This is a genomic window from Occultella kanbiaonis (genome assembly GCF_009708215.1).
Lineage (GTDB): Bacteria > Actinomycetota > Actinomycetes > Actinomycetales > Beutenbergiaceae > Occultella > Occultella kanbiaonis.
In genome coordinates this window covers 3842857-3866026 of record NZ_CP046175.1, presented here as the reverse complement: position 1 = coordinate 3866026, position 23170 = coordinate 3842857, and the positions used below count along the sequence as shown (strand labels likewise).

The 23170-nt window shown below is 72.0% G+C and carries 19 protein-coding genes and 1 riboswitch; of the genes, 13 read left to right on the top strand and 6 right to left on the bottom strand.

Annotation, left to right across the window (positions count from 1 at the left end):
* Positions 1–25: 25 nt before the first annotated feature.
* From GKS42_RS17800 to GKS42_RS17790, 3 genes are all read right to left on the bottom strand, one after another.
* Positions 26–511 carry a DUF1269 domain-containing protein gene (locus GKS42_RS17800; protein WP_154795045.1) on the bottom strand — a complete coding sequence of 162 codons (486 nt, stop codon included), beginning with the start codon at positions 509–511 and terminating at the stop codon, positions 26–28.
* A 127-nt stretch (positions 512–638) separates the two neighbouring features.
* A complete protein-coding gene (locus tag GKS42_RS17795) occupies positions 639–2159 on the bottom strand; it encodes a leucyl aminopeptidase family protein (protein WP_154795044.1) in 1521 nt (506 codons plus the stop codon).
* Positions 2160–2220: 61 nt separating this feature from the next.
* Complete coding sequence (locus GKS42_RS17790) at positions 2221–3882, bottom strand: AbgT family transporter (protein ID WP_232847721.1); 1662 nt, start codon at positions 3880–3882, stop codon at positions 2221–2223.
* A gap of 349 nt (positions 3883–4231) precedes the next feature.
* Here GKS42_RS17790 and GKS42_RS17785 point away from each other — a divergent pair, with 349 nt between their 5' ends.
* Together GKS42_RS17785 and GKS42_RS17780 are read left to right on the top strand one after the other, a co-directional pair.
* A complete protein-coding gene (locus GKS42_RS17785; protein ID WP_154795043.1) occupies positions 4232–4906 on the top strand; it encodes a response regulator transcription factor in 675 nt (224 codons plus the stop codon).
* Between the two features lie 59 nt (positions 4907–4965).
* The gene (locus GKS42_RS17780) at positions 4966–7245 is read left to right on the top strand and encodes an ATP-binding protein (protein ID WP_154795042.1); all 2280 of its coding nucleotides are present in this window, start codon (positions 4966–4968) and stop codon (positions 7243–7245) included.
* On the opposite strand, the gene GKS42_RS17775 is transcribed toward GKS42_RS17780, so the two are convergent.
* Positions 7203–8384, bottom strand: a complete 1182-nt coding sequence (locus GKS42_RS17775) for an ROK family protein (protein WP_232847720.1) — start codon at positions 8382–8384, stop codon at positions 7203–7205. The two genes, GKS42_RS17780 and GKS42_RS17775, sit on opposite strands and share 43 nt — an antisense overlap.
* A 110-nt stretch (positions 8385–8494) precedes the next feature.
* Between GKS42_RS17775 and GKS42_RS26260 the strand changes: the two genes are divergently transcribed.
* The 5 genes from GKS42_RS26260 to GKS42_RS17750 all read left to right on the top strand — a co-directional run bounded on the left by GKS42_RS26260 (position 8495) and on the right by GKS42_RS17750 (position 14502).
* Positions 8495–10006 (top strand): sugar ABC transporter ATP-binding protein, encoded by a 1512-nt coding sequence (locus tag GKS42_RS26260; protein WP_154795041.1) that lies wholly within the window; start codon positions 8495–8497, stop codon positions 10004–10006.
* Positions 10003–11028, top strand: coding sequence for an ABC transporter permease (locus tag GKS42_RS17765; protein ID WP_154795040.1), 1026 nt, complete (start codon positions 10003–10005; stop codon positions 11026–11028). The genes GKS42_RS26260 and GKS42_RS17765 overlap by 4 nt, the downstream gene beginning before the upstream one ends.
* 42 nt (positions 11029–11070) lie before the next feature.
* The gene (locus GKS42_RS17760) at positions 11071–12135 is read left to right on the top strand and encodes a substrate-binding domain-containing protein (RefSeq protein WP_154795039.1); all 1065 of its coding nucleotides are present in this window, start codon (positions 11071–11073) and stop codon (positions 12133–12135) included.
* A gap of 106 nt (positions 12136–12241) precedes the next feature.
* The gene (locus GKS42_RS17755; RefSeq protein ID WP_154795038.1) at positions 12242–13423 is read left to right on the top strand and encodes a Gfo/Idh/MocA family protein; all 1182 of its coding nucleotides are present in this window, start codon (positions 12242–12244) and stop codon (positions 13421–13423) included.
* A gap of 74 nt (positions 13424–13497) precedes the next feature.
* Positions 13498–14502 (top strand): sugar phosphate isomerase/epimerase family protein, encoded by a 1005-nt coding sequence (locus tag GKS42_RS17750; protein WP_154795037.1) that lies wholly within the window; start codon positions 13498–13500, stop codon positions 14500–14502.
* A gap of 75 nt (positions 14503–14577) precedes the next feature.
* Here GKS42_RS17750 and GKS42_RS17745 read toward each other — a convergent pair whose 3' ends face one another.
* Entirely contained in the window at positions 14578–15126 is a 549-nt protein-coding gene (locus tag GKS42_RS17745) for a cob(I)yrinic acid a,c-diamide adenosyltransferase (protein ID WP_154795036.1), read from the bottom strand.
* 68 nt (positions 15127–15194) lie between these two features.
* A riboswitch (cobalamin riboswitch) is annotated at positions 15195–15319 on the top strand.
* A 106-nt stretch (positions 15320–15425) separates the two neighbouring features.
* Here GKS42_RS17745 and GKS42_RS17740 point away from each other — a divergent pair.
* From GKS42_RS17740 to GKS42_RS17720, 5 genes are all read left to right on the top strand, one after another.
* Positions 15426–16094, top strand: coding sequence for a hypothetical protein (locus GKS42_RS17740; protein WP_154795035.1), 669 nt, complete (start codon positions 15426–15428; stop codon positions 16092–16094).
* 13 nt (positions 16095–16107) lie between these two features.
* Positions 16108–17229: a CbiQ family ECF transporter T component gene (locus GKS42_RS17735; RefSeq protein WP_154795034.1), complete on the top strand. Its 1122-nt coding sequence runs from the start codon at positions 16108–16110 to the stop codon at positions 17227–17229.
* Positions 17226–18884, top strand: a complete 1659-nt coding sequence (locus GKS42_RS17730; RefSeq protein ID WP_154795033.1) for an ABC transporter ATP-binding protein — start codon at positions 17226–17228, stop codon at positions 18882–18884. Before GKS42_RS17735 ends, GKS42_RS17730 begins: the two co-directional genes overlap by 4 nt.
* A complete protein-coding gene (locus GKS42_RS17725; protein ID WP_154795032.1) occupies positions 18881–19729 on the top strand; it encodes an ECF transporter S component in 849 nt (282 codons plus the stop codon). Before GKS42_RS17730 ends, GKS42_RS17725 begins: the two co-directional genes overlap by 4 nt.
* A 179-nt stretch (positions 19730–19908) precedes the next feature.
* Entirely contained in the window at positions 19909–21102 is a 1194-nt protein-coding gene (locus GKS42_RS17720; RefSeq protein WP_154795031.1) for an MFS transporter, read from the top strand.
* 36 nt (positions 21103–21138) lie between these two features.
* Here GKS42_RS17720 and GKS42_RS17715 read toward each other — a convergent pair whose 3' ends face one another.
* Positions 21139–22080, bottom strand: a complete 942-nt coding sequence (locus tag GKS42_RS17715; protein WP_154795030.1) for a helix-turn-helix domain-containing protein — start codon at positions 22078–22080, stop codon at positions 21139–21141.
* A 499-nt stretch (positions 22081–22579) separates the two neighbouring features.
* Between GKS42_RS17715 and GKS42_RS26060 the strand changes: the two genes are divergently transcribed.
* On the top strand, positions 22580–23131 hold the full coding sequence (locus GKS42_RS26060; RefSeq protein WP_168217883.1) for a M15 family metallopeptidase: 552 nt from the start codon (positions 22580–22582) through the stop codon (positions 23129–23131).
* Positions 23132–23170: the final 39 nt, after the last annotated feature.

The following is a 23170-nucleotide window of genomic DNA, read 5'->3' as shown; positions in this document are numbered from 1 at the left end:
GGACCGGCCGTCATGTCGCGTTCGGTCAGGAGCCGGACAGCTCTGTGGCGAGCTCCGCCTCGTCCTCGTCGGAGAGCGAGGTCTGCAGCACGGTGCCCCCGAACGGCTTGATCGCGTCCGCGAACTTGTCCTCGGTGATCTTCGAGGCCAGCACCACCACGGCCGCCTTGCCCGGGGTCAGCAAGCCCTGGACGCGTTCCTTGAACGAGTTGTTGATGCCGACCTTGCCGAGTTTGCCGGTGATGGCACCGAGTGCGCCGCCGAACAGCAGACCGAAGCCGGGCACCAGGAACAGCAGTCCGATCAGGGTGCCCCACAGGGCGCCGGAGGCGGCCGAGACACCCACGATCTTCGCGGGAGTCTCCACGTGCTGCTTGCCGTCGGCCTCGACGGTGACCAGGGCGAGGCCGTTGAGGGTCACGATGAAGTCCCGCTGGGCCACCAGGACCTGCTCGTAGGCGCCCTTGGCCTTCTCGTGGTCGTCGTAGCCGATGATGATCAATTCCGACATGCCGTCTCCTTCGAATGGATCGGACCCGACCCACCTGGGTCGAGGGTGCTGCTCCTCACGCGCGTCGCGTGAGATGTCTCAAGGTACGACTCCTCCTCGATCGATGGGTTGTCGTGCCAGGGGCGTCTCAGGCGGACACGTCCGGGGCGAAGGTGCGGGACGCCTCGAGCAGGATGCGGGCACCGAATCCGGTGGCCCCGCTGGTGCGCCAGGAGTCGTCCTTGTCGGACTGCATCGTCCCCGCGATGTCGAGGTGCGCCCACGGCGTCTCCCCGACGAAGTGCTGGAGGAACAGCGCCGCGGTGGTCGCGCCCGCGAACGGACCGCCGAGGTTGGCGATGTCGGCGATCTCGGAGTCGAGCTGCTTGCGGTACTTCTGCTCGAGCGGCAGCTGCCAGACCGGCTCGTCGACGACTGCGGACGCCGCACGGACCAGGTCGATCATGGTCTGGTCGTTGCCCAGCACCGGTGCCGTGGACGGCCCGAGCGAGACGAGCGCCGCGCCCGTGAGGGTGGCGATGTCGATGATCGCATCGACGCCGGCCTCGTTCGCGAGGTCGAGGGCGTCACTCATCACGAGGCGTCCCTCCGCATCGGTGTTCTTCACCTCGATCGTGGTGCCACGGCGAGTGGTGAGCACGTCGCCGAGCTTCATGGCGGTCCCGGACGGCATGTTGTCCGTGCACATCAACCAGCCGGTGACCGTGGCGGCCACGCCGGCGTCGCGCAGGGCGGTGAAGGCGCCGAGCACGGCCGCCGCGCCGCCCATGTCCATCTTCATCAGCAGGTGCATCGGGTCGCTGGGCTTGAGGCTGATGCCGCCCGAGTCGAACATGATGCCCTTGCCGACCAGGCCGAGGTGACCCGTCGACGGCCCCTCGGGCACGTAGGTGAGCTTGAGCATGCGCGGCTCCTCGGTGGAGCCCTGGTTGACGCCGAGGAGCCCGCCGCAGCCGAGGTCGATCAGCGCCTGCTTGTCGAACACCTCGACCTCGAACCCGAAGCGGGCACCGAGGTCGACGGCGATATCGCCCATGTTCGTCGCGGTGAGGTGACCGGGGGGAGTGTTTGCGAGATCACGCGCGACGATGGCGGCGCGAGCTCCGATGAACGCCTCGGCCACGGCCCCCTCGGCCTCCCCGCCGGCGGGCACATCCAGGACGAGGGAGGCGAGCGCGACGTGCTTCGACTCGCGCACGAGGACCGTGTACCGGTAGCGCGCGAGCAGCGCACCTTCGGTGAGTCCGCGGACGGCGTCGGAGACCTCAACGCCGGCGAGATCGTCCAGGCGCAGCGCCAGCCTGGAGCGGCGGGACGCGGCGCGGGTGAGGGCGGCGGCCGCATCGCGCAGCGTGGCGACCGTGGCCTCCGTCCGCGCGCCGAGGCCGACGGCCACGAGATCGGGCCCGTCCGCCTGCGGCAGCACCAGCGTCGAGCCCGCGGCGGCCTCGAATCCCGCGTCTGCGAGCGCATCACGGTTGAAGCCGAGCGCGGCCGGCACGTCGCCGTCGGAGAACACCCCGATCCCGACGGTCTCGGCGTCACCGGCGTCCGTGCCGAGCACGACTCGGGCCGCGTCGAGAGCATCGAGGCCCGGGAGGGTGGCGAAGTCCGCCGGGATCACCTTGTTCGGGCTGCGTGTGGTCATGGTCGCTGCTCCCTTGCGTTCAGCCGGCTTCGTGGTCGGGTCGGTGGAGGTCATGCGGTGCTCAGCCCATGTCCACCGGCGCGCCGGGGCCCCACGGGATGCCCAGCAGGAACCAGACCGCGAACAGCACGGTCCAGGTGACGAGTACCGCCACGGCGTAGGGGATCATCAGGGCGATGATCGTGCCGATGCCGGCGTCCTTCTTGTAACGCTGCGCCACGGTGACCATGAACGGCAGGTACACCATGAGCGGCGTGAGCACGTTCACGGGGGAGTCGCCGACGCGGTAGGCGGCCAGCAGCGTCTGCGGGGCGACGTCGAGCGAGGCGAAGATCGGGATGAACACCGGCGCGAAGATCACCCACTTGGGCACCAGGCCCGGGAGGATGAAGTCGAGGATGACGATCACCAGGATGAACGCCAGCAGCAGCACGAGCGCCGGGACGTCCGCCGTCTCCAGCAGTTCGGCAGCCGAGACGGCGGCCACCGTGGGCAGGTTCGACCAGTTGAACAGTGCGATGAACTGGGCGATCATCAGGAACATCAGCAGCAGGCCGCCCAGGCTCGCGAAGGTCTTGGTGATCGCGCCGACGGCTGCATTCCCTCCGACCAGCGTCTTCGCGCCGGCGCCGTACGCCATGCCGCAGACGAGGAACGCGAGCGAGATGATGAAGACGAGGCTCGCCATGAACGGGGTGGTGCCGATGACCGCCCCGGTCTCCGGGTCGCGCAGCGGGGCTCCCGGAGGAGCCGTCAGCAGCGCGATGAACACCACGAAACCGATCAGCGCCCAGAACGAGAACCTCAGGCCACGTGCCTCGGCAGCGTGGTCGACGTCCTCGTCGCCCTCGATGCCGACCACCAGGTCGTTGCGGTTGTAGCTCCCCAGCCGCTTCTCGGTCACGAAGAGCGTGACCAGCAGCACGACCACCGCCATCAGGATCGACGAGACCACCGCGAAGTAGAAGTTCTGGGTGACCTCGAGCGTCTCCATGCCCGCCGTCGCGAGCACCTCGTTCGTGATCTCGGTCAACATGCTGTCCGACGGGGTGATCAGCAGGTTCACCCCGAACACGGCCCCCACTCCCGCGAACGCAGCCGCGAGGCCGGCGAGTGGATGCCGTCCGACGGTGAGGAACGCGGCCGCGGCGAGCGGGACCAGGATGAGGTAGCCGGCGTCCGTCGCCACCGAGGACAACACACCGACGAAGATCAGGATGAAGGCGAGCCACCGCTTGGGGGCGACCTTCACCGTGCGGCGGATCAGGGCGCCCATGAGGCCGGCGTGCTCGGCCACGCCGACGCCTGCCATCGCGATGAGCACCACGGCGACGACGCCGAAGCCCGCGAAGTTGTCGACGAAGGACGAGAAGAAGAAGCGGATACCGTCGATCGAGATGAGGCTGCGGACCTCGAAGGTCTGCTCCTCGACGATGTAGTCCGGGATCTCGGCCGGCTCGCCCGTGACGGAGTCGTAGACCGACCAGGTGCCGCCGAGGTGTTCGTTGATCTGTGAGAACTCGTCACGGGGGACCGGGGTGACCACCTCGTCGGTGACCGATACTCCGACCCAGGACAGGATTGCGGAGAGCACAGCGATGATGCCGATCAGATACACGAACATGATCGTCGGATTCGGCACCTTGTTGCCGACCCGCTCGATCCAGTTCAGGAAGCCCTTCTTGTCGTCCGGCGGCGACAGTTCCACCGACTCAGCGGCCACGGTCGGCCCCCATCGCAGTCGCGCCGGTCGTGATGACACGCACCGACCTGGACGTCATCGTCGTCTGGAAGATCTTGGTCCGAGTGCTCATCCGAATTCCTCTCCCGAGACTGCGCTGCAGGCCGACCGGCGTGCGGCGCACGGAGTCGGTCACTGACGACCCTAGTGAGCGGCCCCACATCGGCAACAGACTTCCCCTAGTCCTGGGGGCTCCCCAGAACTAGGGGTCGCGTCGATCGACCCGCCGACTGCGAGCGCCCAGATATGGCTAGGGTGGGCGCACGGGACCGGGGGCGGGCGGGGCGCCCAGCCGGTGGCTCGAACGCAAGATGACAAGAGGGACGACTCGATGACGGTTGACTCAAGGCGGGTCGAAGCCGCGGCGGACCCGCGCACGGTCTCCCGGATCGGCCTCGTGGACGATCATGCCGTGGTCGGCCTCGGCGTGCGTGCCCTCCTTGCCGACCATCCGGACCTGGAGTTCGTGGCCGCCGAGCCCACGGTGGCGGACCTGCTCGCTGGTAGCGCGGATCTGGACGTGGTGCTGCTGGACCTGCGCCTGGCGGACGGCTCCTCCGTCTGGCAGAACATCAGCCGGCTGCGGCAGACGGGCGCCGAGGTCCTTGCCTTCACCTCGGGCGACGACGTGGACCTGGTGCGCGCGGCGGCACGCGCCGGGATCGCCGGCATGGTCCGCAAGTCCGAGGACTCGGAGCAACTGCTCGAGGCCCTGCGACACGTCTGCCGCGGCGAGGTGGTCGCCTCCACGGAGTGGGCCGCGGCCGTGGACAGTGACCCGCACGCCCCTGGGCTGTCCCCCCGCGAGCGGCAGGTGCTGGAGCTGTACGCATCCGGGGAGAAGGCCGACCGGGTGGCCCGGCTGTTGGGCGTGTCCCGGGAGACGGTGCTCGACCACATCCGCCGCATCCGCGTGAAGTACGCCGCCGTGGAGCGCCCGGCGCACACGAAGGTGGAGTTGTACATGCGCGCCGTGGAGGACGGCGTGCTGCCAGGACCGGGGTGAACGAGTCTCCCGACGACCGGCGGCAGGGGTCGAGCACTCATCCGGCGACCGCGCGAGCCATGAGTGTGCGTCGCCGGATGGGTGCCATGGTGTCCATCGGCGCCCTGATCCTGGTCGCGGTCCATCTCGGAGACGCTCTGATCGGGTGGTCGCACGCCCAGGTCGGCTGGCGCCTCGGCGTCCTCGCCCTGATCGGCCTCGGCGTGGTCCTCGCAGTCGGCGCGTTCCACCTGCCGCAGCGGCTGCTGCGCCGGGGCTGGGCGTGCTTCCCGATCCTCTACCTGGTGCTCGTCTCGACGTGGGTCCTGGCCCGGTCGAGCGGCGACGACGAACCGTCCGTGTGGGTGCTCGAACCCGCGGCCGTCGGCTTCGCGGCCGTGTCCTGGGCGTGGCGGACGGCGATCGGATACGCGCTGATCGCGGCCGCGATCCTGCCGTTGAGCCTGTTCCTGGTCGACGGGAGCGTCGACGGGCAGATCCTGCTCCGGGCGATCATCCATCTGGGCAATGTGGCGTTCGTGGTCATCGTGTTCGCCATCGACGCCCAGTTGCGGGCCCTGCGAAGCTCCGAACGGGAGGTCGAGCGCCATGCGGCGCTCGCCGCCGCCGCTCGCGCTCGTGCCGGGGCACGCGCCCGGCTGACCGCGCTCATCCACGACGACGTGCTGACCGCGTTGACCCTCGGGATGCGCACCACGGACATCCCCGAGTCCGTCGCCACCCAGGCCGGGCGAGCACTGGCGGTCCTGCGTGGCGCGGCCGCGCCCACCGAGGGCCGGCCGGGGCACCTTCATGCCGACCTGGTGGCGCTCGCACGCGAGAACGGGCTCCTGTTCGTCGCGCCACCGGAGGCGACGCGGATCGCGCCACCCGACCAGGCCGCGAGGGCACTCGTCGCAGCCTGTGCACAGGCGATCGACAACAGTCTGCGTCACGCCCAGCCGGTTGCCGGCGCGAGCACCGTGCGCCGCAGCCTGCGGCTCACCGCCGAGCCGGGACGGGTGGTCGTGACCGTCGAGGACGACGGCTCCGGGTTCGACCCCGACGATGTCGCGCCGGACCGGCTGGGCCTTCGTGGCAGCGTGCTCGCCCGGATGCGCGGCGTGCCGGGTGGCGGTGCGCGGGTGCGTTCCGGGCGGGGCCGCGGCACGGTGGTCGAGCTCAGCTGGGTCGGGCCGGTCATGGGCGGCACGGGCTCGGGGACCGGTGGTGCCACCGGCGGCGCTAGCGCGGATCCCCACGCCGGTAGTGGCATCTCGGGACTCGCGACCCCGGCCGCACGGGTGGTGCTCGTCCTGGTCTGGGCGACCGGAGCGGTCCAGTCCGCGCTGCTCTGGCACACGTACCCGCAGCCCGCGGCGATCGGTATCGCGCTGCTCGTGAGCCTCGCCGGGGCGCTCGCCCTCAGCGCACCCGCGGATGATCCGCTGCCCCGGTGGGCGACGCTGATGGTGGCCGCCGTGGCCCCACTGAACGCGCTCCTGCTCCTGCCCCAGCTGGGTGGGGCACCGGGGGAGCGGGCCTGGTTGTTGCAGACCGGCGCCTACCTCGCGGCGCTGCTCATGGTCCGGGGGCGGCGCTGGCCGGGCCTGGCTTCGGTCGGCGCGATGGCGGCCGCGGTGATCGCCTGGGGCGCACGGGTGGACGCTCCCTCCGCGACGGTGGTCGCTGTCCTCTCGCTGCCGGTTGCCGCAGCCGCTGTGGGGCTCGCCTGGTCGGCCCTGCTTCGACGGATGTCGGCCCGGCTCACCGCCCACCGCCGAGCCGATGCCGCCTCCGCACGGGCGCTCGCCGCCGAGCGGGTGGCACTGGCTCGGACCGCGACGGAACTGCAGGCCATCGCCCGGGTGGCCGGGCCACCCCTGCGGCGCGTCGTGGAGCTGGCGGCAGTAGACCCGCCCGAGCCGCTGAGCCCCGCAGACCGGATGGAGTGCCGCATCGCCGAGGCGCACATCCGGGACCGGTTGCGGGCGCCGGCGCTGGCAGAGGCGGATGTCGCAGTGGCCGTGGACGCCGCCCGCCGCCGGGGCGTGGAGGTCCTGCTGCTCGACGACCGTGCTGATCGGCTCGAGCCGGCCGGCCGTGGGGAGCGCGCCGGTCAGGCGGGTCGCTCAGATCGGGTGGAGCCGTTGGAGGACGGCTTCACCGCCGCGCTGGCCGAGCTCGTGGGCGCACACGGAGCGGGTTCGGTGACGGTGCGGCTGCTGCCGCGAGGGCGCTCCGTGTTCGCGACGGTGTTGTGCAGCGGGCCCGGTGGCGACGAGCGGACCGAACTGGACCGTCTCGGCCGGGAGGTTCACACCAGCAGGGACTCGATGGCCTCGTCCGAGAGCACGTGATCGGCCACCATCCGACTCGCGCCGAGCACCGCCGCCCGGGCGCCGGTCCCGGTGCGCACGATACGGAGGTCCCGCGTCGCCAATGCCAGCGAACGGCTCAGGATGACGTCGCTGATCGCCTCGATGAGGACCGGGTTGTCCATCGCCATCGATCCGCCGATGACCACCACCGAGGGGTTGAGCAGGCTCACGGTGCCGGCCAGCACGGACCCGATGTCCCGACCGGCCCGCCGGGAGAGCTCAAGCGCCAGCGTGTCCCCGGTGGCGATCAGGGTGGACACGTCGTCGGCCTCCTCGTTGCTGCGGCCCGCGGCGAGCCAGGCCGCGCGAAGCGCGCTACGGCTCGCAAGGGCCTCCAGGCAGCCGGTGTTGCCGCAGGTGCAGGGCACCGGCTCGCCGCCGGGCACGGCGATGTGCCCGAGGTCCCCTGCAGCGCCCTGGGCGCCACGATGGACCCGGCCGTCGGTGATGATGCCGGCGCCGATGCCGGTGGCGACCTTGACGAAGACGAGGTCGTCGACGTCGGCATACAGGCGCCAGTGCTCACCGGCGGCCATCAGGTTCACATCGTTGTCGACCAGCACCGGGGTCCGGAACGACTCAGCCAGCACGCCGGGGATGTCGGCGCCGTCCCAGCCCGGCATGATCGGAGGGTTGCGCGGGCGTCCGGTCTCATGTTCGACCGGCCCCGGCACGCCGACACCGACCCCCACGAGGTCGCGCCGCGGCCGCCCGACCTCCTCGAGCAGCTCGAAGCCGAGAGCACCCACGTGCGCGAGGATCGCCTCGGGTCCGTCGGCGATCGCGGCGACCTCACGCCGCTGGGCCAGGATCGTCCCGCCGAGGTCGGTCACGGCCACCTGCAGGTGTGCCGCGCCGATGTCCGCCGCGAGGATGATCCGTGAGGCGGGGGCGAACGCGAAGATCTCCGGGGGGCGTCCACCCGTGGAGGTGGCGGCACCGCCGTGGGCCAACAGTCCGCTCTCGAGGAGCAGGTCGATGCGCTGGGCGATCGTCGAGCGGGCGTGACCCGTCTGTGCCACCAGCTCGGCACGTGAACGCGGCACGCCGTCGCGAAGCAGCGCCAGCACCGCGCTCAACCCGGCGGGCGCGGCAGTCGGTCGGCGGGTCTCACCCACGGGTCCTCCTAGCGGCGAACGACAACTATAGGGTCACGGATCGGTCACAGAAGGCCGAGCCGCCGACTTTTGCTTGACGGCAGGCAGAAGGGCGCCCTAGGTTCGGCGGCATGGTCAGCGACGACGCGTTCCTGACAATGCGTGGCATCGTCAAGCACTTCCCGGGGGCCAGGGCCCTGGACGGGGTGGACCTCGAGGTGCGCACCGGCGAGGTGCACTGCGTCCTCGGCCAGAACGGGGCCGGGAAGTCGACCCTCATCAAGGTCCTCGCGGGGGCACACCAGCCCAACGCCGGCCAGATCGAGATCGACGGGCAACCGGTCGCGATCACGAGCCCCGTGGCCGCCCTGCGGCTGGGGATCGCCACGATGTACCAGGAACTGGATGTCGTCGACGGCCTCACGGTCGCCGAGAACGTGTTCCTCGGCCACGAGCTCTCCACCGCGGGCGTGAGCAATTCCGGGGCCATGGTGCGTCGCACGCGCGACCTGCTCGGGCAGCTGGGGCACCCGGATATCTCGCCGCGGACCGAGGTGGGGAACCTGTCCGCAGCCGGCAAGCAGATCGTCTCGATGGCCCGCGCACTGTCGCGCCAGGCGCGCCTGATCGTGATGGACGAACCCTCGGCGGTGCTCGACTCCGAGGAGGTCGCCACCCTGTTCCGGGTCGTGCGTGAGGTCACCTCCTCGGGGGTGGCGATCATCTACATCTCGCACCGCCTCGAGGAGATCCGCCAGATCGGGGACCGCATCACGGTGCTGAAGAACGGGCAGACCGTCGCGACCGGGATCCCGGTCGAGCAGACATCGACCAGGGAACTGATCACCCTGATGACGGGCCGCACCGAGGAGTACGTGTTCCCACCGCGTCCGGCGGTCGCCCCGGACGCCCCGGATGTCCTGGTCGCGGAGGGCCTGTCCGCGGCGGGGATCTTCGAGGACGTGTCTCTGCGGATCCGGGCCGGCGAGATCGTCGGGCTCGCCGGCCTGGTCGGTTCGGGTCGTTCGGAGATCCTGGAGACCATCTGCGGCGCACGACGCGCCAGCACCGGCCGGGTCTGGGTGGACGGCGCCCCGCTGCGGCCGGGCTCGGTCACGGCCGCCGTGGCCGCCGGCGTGGGGCTGTGCCCGGAGGAGCGCAAGAGCCAGGGCCTGCTCCTGGACGAACCTGTCTACCGGAATATCACCCTGTCCTCGTTCGCCCGGTTCGCCCGGGGTGGATTCCTGGACGAACTGCGCGAGCGCCGGGCCGCCGACCGGCAGATCGCCGGGCTCCAGCTCCACCCGGCGGACCCGAACAGGGTGACCAGGACACTCTCCGGGGGCAATCAGCAGAAGATCCTGCTCGGCCGCTGGCTCGAGCACGGATGCCGGGTACTGGTCCTGGACGAGCCCACCCGCGGCGTGGACGTCGGCGCCCGGGCCGAGATCTACCAGCTGATCGCCGCGCTCGCCGCCGCGGGCACCGCCATCCTCGTGGTCTCCAGCGAACTGCCCGAGGTGCTCGGCATGAGCGACACCATCCACGTCATCGCCGACGGGCGGGTGGTCCACACCGGACCGGCCCACGAGATCGACGAACACCGCGTCCTCGACCTCGTCATGGAAGGAGAAGCCGCGTGAGCGCCTTCACAGACCCGGCACCGCCGGCCGAGACGATCCATGAACGCCCCGGCAGATTCACCCTCCCGGGCTCGCTGGCCCGCAACCTCGGGCTCGTCATCGCGCTGCTCGTCCTGTGCGCGGTCGGGTGGTTCACCGCCGACGTCCGCTTCCTCGACGGCGACAACTTCGTCACGATCCTGCGGTTCGCCTCGGTCATCGGCGTGGTCAGCGTCGGCATGACGTTCGTCATCACCGGCGGCGGCATCGACCTGTCGGTCGGATCCGTACTCGGTCTCGCCTCGGTCTGGGCATCGACGATCGCCACCCAGACGATCGCCGGTGACGTGCACTGGCTCGTCGTCGTCTTCACCGCCTGCGCCGTCGGGGCGGCCTGCGGCCTGGTCAGCGGGATCCTGGTCGCGTACGGCAAGGTGGTCGCGTTCATCGCGACCCTGGCCATGATGGTCGCCGCGCGCGGACTGGCGGAGATCATCTCCAAGAAGCGCTCGCAGATCCTCGACGTGCCGCCGTTCACGGACTTCTTCCAGGCCCGGCCGCTCGGCCTGCCCACGCTGGTCTGGGTCTTCCTGATCGTGGCCGCCGCGGGCTGGGTGCTGCTGAACCGGACCACGTTCGGGCGCCGCACGATCGCCGTCGGCGGGAACGTCGAGGCCGCCCGCCTGGCCGGGATCCGGGTGCGTACGCACACGGTCGCCCTGTATGTGCTGTGTGGGTTCTGCTCCGGCCTGGCCGGAGCCATGATGATCGCCCGCACCACGGTCGGCAGTTCCACGCACGGCTCGCTGTACGAACTCGACGCGATCGCCGCGGTCGTGGTCGGGGGCACCCTGCTCATCGGCGGTCGGGGCACGATCGTGGGCACCGTGCTCGGCGTCCTGATCTTCTCGACGCTGAACAACATCTTCACGCTGAACAACCTCTCGATCTCGGCTCAGGCCATCGTCAAGGGAGCGATCATCGTCATCGCCGTGCTGCTCCAGCAGCGCTTCGCGAACCGTCCCGGCTCCTCATCCCCGTAGTCGGACCCACCCCGCCTCAACCCCACCCACAAGGAGGAACACATGTCTGCACCGATGACGTTGCGCCGACGCCTGCTCGTCGGAGTCGCGGGTCTGGCCGCCGTGGCTACGTTCACGGCCGGCTGCACCAGCAACGAACCACCACCCGAGGAGGGTGGGACCAGCGAGGACACCGGCGGCGGTGGTGGCGGCAACCCGAACGCCGAGGCCGGTGAGACGGTGGTGATCGGGTTCTCCGCACCGGCCGCCGACCACGGCTGGATGGGGGCCATCACGAGCGCCGCCGAGGAACACGCGGCCGAGTACTCGGACGTCGAGCTCCGCGTCGCCGAGGGCACCAACGACGTGAACCTGCAGATCAGCCAGGTCGAGACGTTCATCAACGACGGCGTCGACGCGATCGTGCTGCTGCCGTTCGATGGCGCCGCGCTCACCGAGGTGGCGCTGCGCGCCATGGAGGCGGGCATCGTCGTGGTGAACGTCGACCGCGAGTTCTCCGACCCGAACGCGGCCCGGGTGACGGTGCTCGGTGACAACTACGGAATGGGGGTCAGCGCCGGGCAGTACATCTGCGAGCAGGTCGGCGACAACCCCGACGCCGTGGTCGCCGAGATCGCCGGGATCGACTCGCTGCCGCTCACCCAGGATCGCAGCCAGGGCTTCTCCGACGCGCTGGCGGAGTGCGGCCAGACCGTCGACAACCGGGTCGCCGCCGACTTCACGATCCAGGGCGGCGAGGCGGCGGCATCGAACCTGCTCCAGGCGGCGCCGCAGATCGACGCCCTCTGGAACCACGATGACGACCAGGGCGTCGGTGTGCTCGCGGCCATCGAGGCCGCCGGAAGGGACGAGTTCGTCATGGTCGGCGGCGCCGGCTCGGCGAACATGATGGAGCTGATCGCCTCGGGCGACTCCGTCGTGCAGGCCACCGTCATCTACCCGGCCACCCAGGCGGCGGACGGCATCGCCCTGGCCCGCCTCGTCGTGCAGCAGCGCGCCCTCGCCGACCTCGTCGAGGTCGAGGTGCCGCGACTGGTCCAGTTGTACGCCCCGGTCGTGACCTCGGAGAACGTGGAGCAGTATCTACCCACGGCCTTCCAGTCCTGACCTGTTCGTCCGGCGGCCGTGATCGGCCGTCCGGAACGGGGCCGTGGTGACCAGAACGGTCGCCACGGCCCCCCGCATGAGAACAACACTGAGGAGAGAGAATTCGATGACCGCCAGTCCACCCTTGAACGTCGCAATGATCGGGTACGCCTTCATGGGCGCCGCGCACTCGCAGGCGTGGCGCAATGCGCCCCGCTTCTTCGATCTGCCGCTCACCCCGGTCCAGCAGGTGATCTGCGGTCGGAACCCGGAGGCGTTGGCCGCGGCGGCGGCGAAGCTGGACTGGCGGCACACCGAGACGGACTGGCAGGCCGCGATCACCCGCGACGACGTGGACCTGGTGGACGTGTGCACCCCGGGTGACACCCACGCCGAGATCGCGATCGCGGCCCTCGAGGCCGGCAAGCACGTGCTCTGCGAGAAGCCGCTGGCGAACACCGTCGCCGAGGCCGAACAGATGGCCGCCGCCGCGGAGGCTGCCCGGGCCAACGGCGTCCTCGCCATGGTGGGCTTCACCTACCGCCGGGTGCCCGCCGTCCAGTTCGCCCGCCAGCTCATCGCCGAAGGTCGCCTCGGCACCATCCGGCAGGTACGGGCCCAGTACCTCCAGGACTGGATCGCGGACGCCAGTGCGCCGCTGTCCTGGCGCCTGGACAAGACCAGGGCCGGGTCGGGCGCGCTCGGGGACATCGGCGCACACATCACCGATCTGATCCAGTTCGTGACCGGCCAGGCGATCACCGGCGTGGTGGGCCTCACCGAGACGTTCGTGAAGGAGCGGCCGGTCGCCACCGAGTTCGCCGGCCTGTCCGGCACCGGGGGAGCCGAGCTCGGACCGGTGACGGTCGATGACGCGTCCATCTGGCTGGCCCGGCTCGCCGGCGGCGCGATCGGTACGTTCGAGGCCACGCGGTTCGCCTGGGGACGCAAGAACGGGCTGCGGTTCGAGATCAACGGGTCGGCGGGATCCCTGGCGTTCGACCTCGAGGATCTGAACGTCCTCGAGTACTTCGACGCCGGCGAGGACGCGCGCACCGCCGGCTACCGCCGGATCCTCGTCACCGAACCGGAGCACCCGTTCATCTCCGCCTGGTGGCCCGCCGGGCACGGGCTGGGCTACGAGCACGCCTTCACGCACCAGGTCGTCGACCTGGTCACCGCGGTCGCCGCCGGCGAGCAGCCCGAGCCCTCCTTCGCCGACGGGCTCGCCGTGCAGCGGGTCCTTGCCGCCGTCGAGGAGAGCGCCCAGGGTGGGAGCACCTGGCTGGACATCCCGACCGCCGGGTGACCACGCCCGACCAGCGACACCACCGACCAGCACGAACCGACCGAAGACAACCCGCAACGAGGAGCAGTATTCCCATGGCACGACCGATCACCCTGTTCACCGGACAGTGGGCGGACCTCCCCTTCGAGGAGGTGGCCCGGCTCGCCAGCGAGTGGGGCTACGACGGACTGGAGATCGCCTGTTGGGGCGATCACCTGGACCCGAACCGCGCCGCTACCGACGACGAGTACGTCCAGGAGAAGCTGGATCTGCTGGCCCGGTACGACCTGAAGGTGTGGGCCATCTCCAACCACCTCAAGGGCCAGGCAGTCTGCGACGATCCCATCGACATCCGGCACCGTGAGATGCTCCCCGACTCCATCTGGGGCGACGGCGACGCCGAGGGCGTCCGGCAACGGGCCGCCGAGGAGATGAAGAACACCGCGCGCGCCGCCGCCCGGCTCGGTGTCAAGACCGTGGTCGGCTTCACCGGCTCGGCGATCTGGAAGTACGTGGCGATGTTCCCGCCCGTGCGCGACGAGATCATCGAGGCCGGCTACCAGGACTTCGCGGACCGGTGGAACCCGATCCTTGACGTGTTCGACGAGGTCGGCGTCCGGTTCGCCCACGAGGTGCACCCCAGCGAGATCGCGTACGACTACTGGTCCACGGTGCGCACCCTCGAGGCGATCGGCCACCGGGAGGCGTTCGGCCTGAACTGGGACCCGAGCCACATGGTCTGGCAGCAGATCGACCCGGTCTCGTTCCTCGTCGACTTCGCGGACCGGATCTACCATGTGGACTGCAAGGACACGAAGCTGCGCATGACGAACGGGCGAAACGGACGGCTGTCCTCGCACCTGCCCTGGTCGGACCCGCGCCGCGGTTGGGACTTCGTCTCGACCGGGCACGGGGACGTGCCGTGGGAGGACGCCTTCCGCGCCCTCAACCACATCGGTTACGACGGACCGATCTCGGTGGAGTGGGAGGACGCCGGGATGGACCGCCTGGTGGGCGCGCCGGAGGCCCTCGAGTTCGTCAAGAAGTTCGCGTTCGACGCGCCCGAGGCCGCGTTCGACGCCGCGTTCAGCACCCGCTGACACCCAGCAGGGGCGCCTTCCGGTCACCGCCGGAGGCGCCCCTCGTCGTCCCGACCGATACCTGCGCCGCTCGGGTCAGTCGTGGCTGGCCGGCTCGTCCTCGCCGCCGGCGTGCCTGGCCAGGACGAAGAGCAGGTCCGAGAACCGGTTCACGTACGTGGACAGCTGCGGGTTCACCTCGACGCCCGAGGCGCGCGCGGCGACCACGTGGCGCTCCGCCCGGCGAACCACGGTGCGGGCGTGGTCGAGGGCCGCGCTGACCTGGTTCGAGCCCGGCACGATGAACACGGGCCGGAGCGGGCGCTGCTCCAGGAGCTCGTCCATGAGGGTCTCCAGTGCCGTCACCATCTCCGACGTCACCAGCGAGATCCCCGGTTCGAGCCGGTCCCGGTGGAACGGATTCGTGGACAGGTCGGCGCCACAGACGAAGAGCTCGCGCTGCAGCCGCAGCACGAGGGCGGCCAGTTCGCTGTCCTGGCAGGCGGCCCGCGCGACCCCGAGCACCGCGACGGTCTCGTCGAGGTCGCCGCCGGCCTCGACCTGGGCGTCCCGTTTGGAGACCCGGCCACCGAGGAACAGGCCGGTGGTGCCGTCGTCCCCGGTGCCGGTCGAGATGCTGGCCATCCCTGGAGCATGCCACCGCCGCCACACCTGCGCACGGTCTCCGCCGCACGGCCGTAGACTCCAGCCAACACAATCAGTCGACTCGAGGTCAGGGGAAGCCGGTCCGAAACCGGCGCTGTCCCGCAACCGTGGGTCGCCCGCAGCACCGGTGCGGGCGACGAGCCGGATCACCTGCTCGGGATCGAAGGCTCGACCCGTCGTGGACTGCGGGAGGAGCCCGAGTCCTCGTCCCGTGCGCTCATGCCCGGGATCCGGGGGAGCGGGCCCACCCCGCGGACCCCCTCCCGGAAGGCTCCACCATGAAACACCCCAAGCGCCCCGTGACCCGTATCGCGGCCGCGGCCGCGATCGGACTCGGCCTGCTCACCGTCCTGCCGACCGCCGCCGGCGCGGAGGCCGGACCGGCCCCCGCGGGCGCCTGCCTGACGGCGGACCAGGGCGTCACCGTCGTGGTCGACTTCACCGACGTCGGCGGTGAGGTGGAGGCGGGCTGCGCCGAGGGTGACCCGACGTCGGGCCGAGAGGCGCTGGAGCTCGCAGGCTTCACGCCCGCGGACTCCACCCCGGGTCTGATCTGCACGATCGACAGCCTGCCCGATCCCTGCCCCACCGAGTTCGACGGGAACTTCTGGTCCTACTGGACCGCCGAACCGGGCGCCGACTGGGTGAGCGCGACCGTGGGTGCGGACGAGGCCGACCCCGCGGTGGGCGGCTACGAGGGCTGGCGCTACTTCGACGGCAGCGCCGGTCCCACCGTGACCTCCGCCGACGTTGCGGCCGCGGCCGAGGCTGCTGCCGAGACCACGGACGGATCGGGCGAGCCGACCGAGTCCACGACGGATGCCGAGGCCGAGGAGGCGGGCTCCGGCGTGCCGGTCGGGGTGGTCGCCGGGATCGCCGCGGTCATCGTCCTCGGCCTGGTGGCCGTCCTGGTGACGCGCCGCCGCACCGCCCAGCGGGGGGACTGAGCACCGTCCGGCCATGACCACCCTGCAGCGCAGCGCCGGGCCGCCGCCGGTCCCGGGTCCGGCGTCGACCGAGCGGCACACCGCGGTATCCCTGCACCCACTGGCCTGGTGGGCCTGGGGTGCGGGTATCGCGGTGGCGCTGAGCCGCACCCTGAATCCGCTGGTGATCGCGCTGTTGCTCGCCGCCGTGATCCTGGTGGTGGTGACCCGGCGGGACGACTCACCGTGGGCGCGCGCATTCGGCGCCTACCTGTGGCTCGGCCTGGCGGTGATCGCCGTGCGGGTTGCCTTCTACCTGCTCGTCGGGCTGCCCGACGGCAGCCGTGTGCTGGTGGACCTGCCCCGAATACCGCTGCCCGGCTGGGTGGACAGCATCGAGCTGCTCGGTCCGGTGCACGCCGCCGGGCTGCTCGGTGCGATCTACGCCGGCCTGCGCCTGGCCGCCCTGATCATCACGTTCGGCGCCGCGAACGCGCTGGCGAACCCGAAGCGGGCGCTGCGGAGCCTGCCAGCCTCCCTGCATCACATCGGCACCGCCGTCGTGATCGCGGTGAGCGTGACCCCGCAGCTGTTCTCCGCCGTCGCTCGGGTGCGCCGGGCGCAGCTGCTGCGCGGCCTGGACGGGCGCGGGCCGCGGGCGTTCGCCGGCCGGCTCATCCCGGTGCTGCAGGACGCCCTCGATCAGGCGCTCGCCCTCGCCGCCTCGATGGATTCCCGTGGGTATGCCCGCGGCCATCGGCCCGGCGGTGACCGCCGGGTGGGCGCGCTGCTGGTCGTGGCCCTGCTGGCCGGCCTGATCGGCACGTACGGCCTGCTGGACGGCACCGCGCCGGAGTGGCTCGGCCCGCCGCTGCTGGCGGCCGGCGCGGCCATCGCCGTGGTGGCCTCGGTGCTGGCCGGGCGACAGGTACGCCGGACGCGCTACCGGCCCGACCCGTGGGGGCTGCCGGAGAGCCTCGTTGCGGTGTGTGGCGTGGTGGCGGCCGTGGCGATCGGTCTCGGAGCGGCGCTCGAACCCGCCTCGGTCTCGGCGTCGCTGAGCCCGCTGACCTGGCCAACGCTGCCCCTGAGCGGCGTGATCGCGGCCGGCGCCGCCGCGCTCCCCGCCGTGCTGCCCGGGCGGAGCACCCGATGATCGAGTTCCAGGACGTCACCGTCAGCTACACCGGCACGCCGGCGTTGCGCGAGGCCAGCTTCACCGTCGGCGAGGGCGAGCTGTGCTTGGTCGTGGGGCCCACGGGATCGGGCAAGTCGACGCTGCTCGGGGCGGCCTGCGCCCGTGTGCCCCACTTCAGCGGCGGTCTGCTCTCCGGCACCGTGCTGGTGGCCGGCAGGGACACCCGCGACCATCTGCCCCGCGACCTCGCGGACGTGGTCGGGGTGGTGGGGCAGGACCCGCTCGCCTCGTTCGTCACCGACTCGGTCGAGGAGGAGCTCGCGTTCGCGATGGAGCAGCTCGGGGTGGCCCCGGCGCTGATGCGCAAGCGCGTGGAGGAGGTGCTCGACCTGCTCGGCCTGGCGCCGCTGCGCGGCCGCGCCCTCGCGGACCTCTCCGGCGGGGAGCAGCAACGCGTCGCGATCGGGGCGGTGCTCACCGCCCAGCCACGGATCCTGGTCCTGGACGAACCCACGTCCGCGCTCGATCCGGGCGCCGCGGAGGACGTGCTCGCCGCGCTCACCCGGCTCGTGCACGACTCCGGCATCACCGTGCTGCTCGCCGAGCACCGGCTCGAACGCGTGGTCCAGTTCGCCGACTCGGTCATCTCGTTGACGCCCGACGGCGTGGCGACGGCGGGGGCGCCGGCGGCGGTTCTCGCGCACTCGTCGGTGGCGCCACCGGTGGTGGAGCTCGGCCGGTTGGCGGCCTGGGATCCGTTGCCGCTGTCGGTGCGTGATGCACGTCGGGTGGCCGGACCGCTGCGGGAGCGGGTCCGGACGGGCCTGGCCGCGGGAACCGCGCGCACGGGCGCGCCGAAGGACCGGGCCGACCAGCCGCCGTCGGGCGATGCGGCCAAGCTGGCGGCGGACGGACTGCACGTGCGGTACGGCGCGACCCACGCCGTGCGGGGCGTGGACCTGGACCTGCCCGCGGGCGAGGTGGTGGCCCTGATGGGGCGCAACGGGTCCGGGAAGTCCTCCCTGCTCTGGGCGCTTTCCGGGCGCGGCCGCCGGTCGGGGGGCACCGTGACCCTGGCCGACGGCACCGACCCGGCGGAGCTCACCCCAGCGGTGGCGCGGCGCGAGGTCGCCCTGGTGCCGCAAGCACCGTCGGACCTGCTCTATCTGCCAACCGTGGCGGCCGAGTGCGCAGCCGCCGATGAACAGGCCGCGGCCGGGGCCGGGACCACCGCCGCGATCCTCGACTCGCTGACGCCCGGCATCGACGCCGCACGGCACCCGCGTGACCTCTCCGAGGGGCAGCGGCTCGCCCTCGCGGTGGCCGTCCAGCTGGCGGCGACGCCGCGGGTGCTGTTGCTGGACGAACCGACCCGTGGGCTGGACTACACCGCGAAGGCACACCTGGTCGCGGCGCTCGGAGAGCTGCGCGACGGCGGGCACACGATCCTCGTGGCCAGCCATGACGTCGAGTTCGTGGCGCGGGTGGCCGGTCGGGTGGTGCTGCTCGCCGAGGGGGAGGTGGTCGCCGACGCCCCGGCCGAGGAGGTCCTGCGGGACTCGCCCACGTTCGCGCCGCAGGTGGCGAAGATCCTCGCTCCGGTCGGCGTGCTCACGGTCGCGGACGTGCGCGAGGCGCTGGCCGCGGGCGCAGCCGCCGAGGGACCGCCATGAGGTGGGACGCAGGCATCGGCAGCGACGTGACCGCGGTTCCGATCGGGCGCCGGTTGGGCCTGACCCTGGTGCTCGCCTCCGCGCTCGGGGTGCTGGCGTTCGGGTGGCCGCTGCTGGTCGATGCCGGCGCCGCGCTCGACGACACCACCTCCGCCCCGGTGGTGCTCGCCCTGGTGGTGGCCGCCGGGCTCGCGGTGCTGTTGGTGGGGGTCAACGACGGCGGTCTGGACGTGAAGGCGATCGCGGTGCTCGGGCTGCTCAGCGCCGTCGGGGCCATCCTGCGTCCGCTCGCGGCGGGCACCGGCGGGGTGGAGACCGTGTTCATCCTGGTCGTGCTCGGCGGGCGGGTCTTCGGCCCCGGCTTCGGGTTCCTGCTCGGCTCCACGACGATCTTCGCCTCGGCACTGCTGACCGGGGGTGTGGGACCGTGGCTGCCGTTCCAGATGCTGGCGGCCTCGTGGGTGGGCCTGGGTGCCGGGATGCTGCCCCGCCGGCTGCGGGGCTGGTGGGAGATCGCGGTCCTGGCCGGGTACGGAGCCCTGGCCGCCGTGCTGTTCGGGACGGCGCTGAACCTCTCGTTCTGGCCGTTCCTGATCGGCAGCGGCACCGAGATCTCCTTCGTGGCGGGCGCCCCGGTGGGCGAGAACCTGCGCCGGTTCCTGCTGTACAGCGTGGCCACCTCGCTGCCCTGGGACCTGGGGCGGGCGATCACGACGGCCGTGGGGATCGCCGTGGCCGGGTACCCGGTGCTGGCCACGCTGCGCCGGGCGGCCCGGCGGGCCGCGTTCGGTCCGGCGGCGCGGTCGGGGCCGGGGCCTCGACCTGCGGCGAAAGCCGGTAGCTGACGTCCCGAGGTCACGCTCGGCGGGACGTGCGGTGCCGGTCTGCGTGGGGCACGCTCCACACCGCTTGGCCGCCGCCTGTGTACAACCGGCGGACGAACGGTCGGCTGCCGGCGAGGAACGGTCGGGTGCGCGCCGCGGCCACCGGCGAGGCTGGGGTCTCCCAGACACCAAGGAGTCCCATGTCCACCGGCACCACCCTCGGCACCGCCGCGGCCACCACACCGAGCAGCACCCGTCCCGCCTCGTGGTGGGCCGTCGTCACCCTCGGCCTCGGCATCTTCACGCTCGTCGCGAGCGAGTTCCTCCCGGCCAGCCTGCTCACCCCGATCGCCGCCGATCTCGGCGTCAGCGAGGGTGTCGCGGGGCAGCTGGTGACCGCCACCGCGGTCGCCGGGATCCTCGCCGGACCGGCGATCGTGGCGCTCCTGCCCCCGATCGACCGGCGCTGGGTGATGATCGCCCTGACCGGCCTGTCGATCGCCTCGAACGTGCTCGTCGCGCTGGTGCCGAACCTTGCCCTGATGCTCCTCGGGCGTGCCCTGCTGGGTATCTCCCTGTCCGGGTTCTGGGCGCTGTCGTTGGCCGTCGTCTCGCAGCTGGTGCCGCCGCAGCGGTTGGGCCGGGCGATGATGATCGTGAACACCGGCGTCTCGCTGGCCACGGTCGCGGCCGTGCCGATCGGTGCCTACCTCGGCGCGCAGCTCGGCTGGCAGGCGGTGTTCCTCGGTGCCGCGCTCGCCGGGGTGCTGACGTTGGTCCTGCAGCTCACCGCGCTCCCGCGGATCGAGGCCGGCGAGCGTTCCGGGCTCCGGCCGCTGCTCACCACGCTGTCCACCCCGATCATCGCCGTCGGGTTCGCCGCGCTCGCGCTGCTGGTGACCGGGCACTTCGCGGCGTTCACCTACGTGCGTCCGATGCTTGACGAGGTCGGCGGGATCACCACCGGCCTGCTCGCGGTGCTGCTCGCGAGCTACGGGGTGGCAAGCTTCGTCGGCAACCTGCTCGCCGGGCTGCTCGCCGACCGGCACCTGCGACCGCTGCTGGTGGTCGTGCCGATCATGGTGGCCGCCGGCACCGCGGCGCTCGCCGTCGCGGGTACCAGCCTGCCGGTCACGATCGTCGCGATCGCGGCCTGGGGGATCGGTTTCGGTGCGGTCCCCACGATGGTGCAGACCTGGCTCGGCCACGTGGCGCCGGACCGGCTGGAGAGCGGCGGAGCGCTCACCGTCACCACGTTCCAGACCTCGATCGCACTCGGTGCCGCGTTCGGTGGCCTGCTGTTCGACACCCTCGACGTGCGCGCGGTGTTCCTGGCCGCGGCCATCGCGGCGGCCCTCGGCGCCATCATCTTCTCCCGGGTGCGCACCAGCTGAGCACGAACGCCCGACGGCGGCGGGTGCCTCGAGCGGTCAGGCCGAGGTGAGCACCGCGTCCGTCGCGGCGCGCCGTCGGGAGCGGCGCCAGTCGCTGGGGGCGCTGCCGCTGTGCCGGCGGAACGCCCGACTGAAGCCCTCGTCCGAGTCGTAACCGAGCCCGAACGCGATCTCGCTGACGGGCCGGTCGGCCAGCAGCAACTCCTCGGCCCGGCGCATCCGGACACCGGTGACGTACCGGGCCGGGGACTCACCCACACTGATCCGGAAGCGTTCGGCGAACTGGGAGCGGGACGCGTTCGCGACCCTGGCGAGCGCGGTCACCGTCCAGGGCGAGCCCGGCTCGGCGTGGATGGCCTCGAGGGCGCGGCGCAACTGCGGGTCGCGCAACTGGGTGAGCCAGGTCTGCGCGCTCGCACACCCACGCTCCAGCCAGGCCCGGAGCGCCGCGGACACCACCAGGTCGATCAGCCGGTCGAGCACGGCCGGGCCACCGGGGCGGGCCCGGGCGAGCTCGGCGTCGATCATGCCCAGCAGGCCGCCGTAGGCAGGTTCGGCCAGCCGGAACCCGCAGCTGAACAGCACCGCCGGCATCAGGTCGGTGATGCGTTCGAACGGTGCCGCGTCCAGTGCCAGTGTTCCGGTCACCAGGCTCGCCCCGGAGGCGGCCGGGTCGGTGCGCACCTCGTAGGCGCCGCCCCGGGGCAGCAGCACGAAGTCACCCGGTTGCACCCGGACTTCCCCGGTGGTCGTGGTCGAGGACCCGGCGGCGACCTCGACGGGCAGCCCGGGCAGCACGGCGGTGCCGGTGACCACGTACACGAACCGGACGCCGGCGTCGCGGACCCGGCGCGCGTGCCCGGGCATCAGCTGCAGCCGTTCGATCCCGCCGGCGGACCACCGCATCCGGCCGAGCAGCTCGTCGATCGCGGCCGCCTCGTCGGTGGAGATCGCGGCAGCTGCCGCAGGTAGGCGCATGTATCTGACAAGACGGTCGGCGGCCGGATCATTCCCAGGAGGTCACGCGGAGTCAAACCCCGGGGTCACTGCTCGATCAACCCGTGGTCGGATGCCGGCCCGACCTCGCCGTGCGTAGCCTGTGGCCATGGTGGACGGCGCAGGCCCGCAGACCGGGCCGCGGCCGGTTCGCCCGAGGGCTCGATCTCGCTCCGACTCGGCGCACGTGGTGCCGTTGCCACGGGCCGGCACGGGCGGGTCCACACGCGCGAGCCGCACGGTCGAACAGGTCGCGGCCCGCCGCACGAGCACGGCCAGGACCCAGTCCCCGGCCCGGCCCGCGGCATCCTCACGCGCAGCGGCCATCGGGCCCGGTGCGCGGCCGAGCCGCCCGGGCGCCGCTCGGGAGCAACGGCCGGTCACGGCACCACGATCCGGCCACCGAACCTCCTCGGGGCGTACGTCGTCACGCTCGGGCCGGCGCCTGCGTCGCCGCGTCCTGGCACTGCTGGGCGGACTCGTGGTGCTCGCGGCGCTGCTGGCCGGTGCGTACCCGCTCCTGGTCGGGCGCCCCGCGCCGGCACCGAGCGACCGGGCGGACGGCGCCGCCCAGGAGCAGCACCTCGTGCACGGCGAACCGACCCAGGAGCAGAACGGACAGCCGACGACCCAGGGCGGGGCTCCGCCGTCGGGCGCGGAAGCGGAGAACGGCCGGCTGGACCCGGACACCCTCGTCCCGATCGACGGTGGCCAGGGCACCCACCTGCTGGTGGCCGAGGCGGCTGCCGCGTTCGAGCAGCTTCGGGCCGCCGCGCTCGCCGCCGGGGTCGGGTTCGAGATCAACTCCGCCTACCGCACCTACGACGAGCAGGTGGCGCTCGCCGAACGGCTCGGCACCCTGGACGAGGGCGGCACCGCAGCCGAACCCGGGCTGAGCGAGCACGGTTGGGGCATCAGCGTGGACCTGACCCTCGACTTCGAGGAGTTGGGCTGGATGCGCGCGAACGCCGGGGGGTTCGGCTTCGCCGAGACGGTGGCCGCGGAGCCGTGGCACTGGACCTACACGGGCTGAGGCTGCCACCGGTCTCGGTCATATGGTCCACGGGCGTCG

Coding starts and splice junctions, on each gene's coding strand:
- GKS42_RS17800 (WP_154795045.1), bottom strand. CDS start 511: ATGTCGGAATTGATCATCATCGGCTACGACGACCACGAGAAGGCCAAG.
- GKS42_RS17795 (WP_154795044.1), bottom strand. CDS start 2,159: ATGACCACACGCAGCCCGAACAAGGTGATCCCGGCGGACTTCGCCACC.
- GKS42_RS17785 (WP_154795043.1), top strand. CDS start 4,232: ATGACGGTTGACTCAAGGCGGGTCGAAGCCGCGGCGGACCCGCGCACG.
- GKS42_RS17780 (WP_154795042.1), top strand. CDS start 4,966: ATGAGTGTGCGTCGCCGGATGGGTGCCATGGTGTCCATCGGCGCCCTG.
- GKS42_RS26260 (WP_154795041.1), top strand. CDS start 8,495: ATGGTCAGCGACGACGCGTTCCTGACAATGCGTGGCATCGTCAAGCAC.
- GKS42_RS17760 (WP_154795039.1), top strand. CDS start 11,071: ATGTCTGCACCGATGACGTTGCGCCGACGCCTGCTCGTCGGAGTCGCG.
- GKS42_RS17755 (WP_154795038.1), top strand. CDS start 12,242: ATGACCGCCAGTCCACCCTTGAACGTCGCAATGATCGGGTACGCCTTC.
- GKS42_RS17750 (WP_154795037.1), top strand. CDS start 13,498: ATGGCACGACCGATCACCCTGTTCACCGGACAGTGGGCGGACCTCCCC.
- GKS42_RS17745 (WP_154795036.1), bottom strand. CDS start 15,126: ATGGCCAGCATCTCGACCGGCACCGGGGACGACGGCACCACCGGCCTG.
- GKS42_RS17740 (WP_154795035.1), top strand. CDS start 15,426: ATGAAACACCCCAAGCGCCCCGTGACCCGTATCGCGGCCGCGGCCGCG.
- GKS42_RS17735 (WP_154795034.1), top strand. CDS start 16,108: ATGACCACCCTGCAGCGCAGCGCCGGGCCGCCGCCGGTCCCGGGTCCG.
- GKS42_RS17730 (WP_154795033.1), top strand. CDS start 17,226: ATGATCGAGTTCCAGGACGTCACCGTCAGCTACACCGGCACGCCGGCG.
- GKS42_RS17725 (WP_154795032.1), top strand. CDS start 18,881: ATGAGGTGGGACGCAGGCATCGGCAGCGACGTGACCGCGGTTCCGATC.
- GKS42_RS17720 (WP_154795031.1), top strand. CDS start 19,909: ATGTCCACCGGCACCACCCTCGGCACCGCCGCGGCCACCACACCGAGC.
- GKS42_RS17715 (WP_154795030.1), bottom strand. CDS start 22,080: ATGCGCCTACCTGCGGCAGCTGCCGCGATCTCCACCGACGAGGCGGCC.